This window comes from Polaromonas sp. CF318, assembly GCF_000282655.1.
GTDB lineage: Bacteria > Pseudomonadota > Gammaproteobacteria > Burkholderiales > Burkholderiaceae_C > Polaromonas.
In genome coordinates, this window is record NZ_AKIV01000070.1 from 1 (window position 1) to 2108 (window position 2108).

The window sequence follows — 2108 nt, forward strand, 5'->3', positions numbered from 1 at the left end:
AGCTGTTGGTCGTGCGTTTGAGCACGCCGGCGTTACCCGAACCGGCCAGGCGGGTTTCGCTCTTGGCCACACTTCCCGTGAAGGGCCAGGTCTGGTTGAACTCGGTGTAGCTTTCGATGTTGTTGGCCAGGTTTTGGGACTTCATCCACCTGAAACCCAGCATGCCTCGGCCGGTGCCCTGCTCCGCTTTCAAGCCGCCGTAGTTGTATTGCGTGGTCACCGTGCCGCCGATTCCGTTGCTGCTGGCCACTGTGCTTACCACGTACTGCGCGTACTGCAGGTCCAGCTTGGGGTAGGCTGCGGCGTTCGGGGAAATGTCTTTGGTGTAGACGGTCTTGTCTGTCAACGGCTTGTAGGTCAGGCTGGTGACTATCTTGTTGGAAATGGATTGCAGGTGGCCGGCGACATCACGTGCCGGCGAGAACAGCCGCACCATGGTCCCACCCGCGCTGTCCCTCAATATGTGGTCAGGCAAGCCATCGCCGTTCACGTCGGCGAACCACATCCTGTTCGGCTCCGAATAAATCGACGATGTACCTCCCGCTCCGAAGCTGAATGAAGGCGTAGGCACAAAACTGGTGCCGCTTGAGAGCGCCACATTGATGGTGCCGGCGCTGTCTCGGATCACGTGGTCAGGCAGGCCATCGCCGTTGACATCGACAAACCAGATCCGGTTGGCTTCGGCATAGGTGGCGACCGATGCTCCCGACTGGAAGTTAAAACCAGGCGCGGCAACAAAGCTGGTCCCCATCGACAAGGCGACGTTGATCACGCCCGCGCTGTCTCTCATCACATGATCGGCCAGCCCATCACCGTTGATATCGACAAACCAGATCCGGTTGGCCTCGGTATACGCAGGCACCGATGCACCCGACTGGTAGTTGAAGCCGGGCGCGGCAACAAAGCTGGCGCCCGTCGACACGGCGACATTGATCACACCGGCGCTATCTCTCACCACAAGGTCGACCAGCCCATCACCATTGACGTCGGCAAACCAGAACCGGTTGGCTTCCCCGTACAGCGCCGCGGACCCGGACTGGTAGGTGAAGCTGGGCGCGGCAACAAAGCCGGTGCCTGTCGACAAGGCGACGTTGATCACGCCGGCGCTGTCTCTTATCACGTGATCCGCTCGCCCATCACCGTTGACATCGATAAACCAGATTCTGTTGGCCTCGGCATAGGTGGCGACCGACGCGCCCGATTGGAAATTGAAGCTCGGCGCGGCAACAAAGCTGCTGCCCGTCGACAAGGCAACATTGATCATGCCGGAGCTGTCCCTCACGACAAGGTCAGCCAGCCCGTCACCATTGACATCGGCAAACCAGAACCGGTTGGCCTCCCCGTACAGCGTTGCGGACCCGGACTGGTAGTTGAAGGACGGCGTATAGACAAATTCGCTGCCGTTGGACAAGGCCACATTGATGACGCCGGCGCTGTCGCGAAGAACATGATCATCCAGCCCGTCACCATTGACATCCACAAACCAGATCCTGTTTCCTTCCGCATAGATGGATGAATTTCCGGACTGGTAGTACAGCGAAGAGGTATAGACGTAGCTGGTGCCACCGTCTTTCCAGTTCAGGCTGATGGGACTGCGGCAGCTTCCGTCAGGCAGGCATTCTGTAATGCTGCTGACGCGCGACTTGGCCGCACCGGAACCGAGGTAGGCGACCCGATAGTTCATGACGGGCGTACCCCCGGCATAGGTGATGGCACCGGCAAGCCTCACCGTACTTTTGACAAGCGACCCGGCACGGTAGGCCGACGTTACGTCAGGGCGGGTTTCGACGGTGAACTGCACCGAGTTGGCAGGCGCTATTCCGGCGTTGGTATTGCCTGCATAGTCAATTCGGCTCGGATAAAAATCGCCATTGGCGTTGTCTTCGGTATAGCTGAACGTCATGAAGTTGGTCTTGACGTCGCTGATCTTGTTGATGGCCCAGACCCGCACCGTGGCCTTGCCCTGCGCTTCAATGCGCGAGTCGGCCGTGTTACCGTATTCCATGGTCAGGCCCGCTTTGGTCTGCACGGAGAACGAGGCCACGCCGTTGCCGGCGGTGCCCGAGGCGACGATTTTGCTGAAGCTGTCGAGCTCGGTGCGGTATTCG

Annotated in this window: 1 protein-coding gene; it reads right to left on the bottom strand. The window is 59.4% G+C overall.

Features of this window, described 5'->3' with window-relative positions; all coding sequences use genetic code 11:
• A partial coding sequence (locus PMI15_RS13020; protein ID WP_007869405.1) for an FG-GAP-like repeat-containing protein occupies nt 1-2108 on the bottom strand: 2108 nt, incomplete at both ends.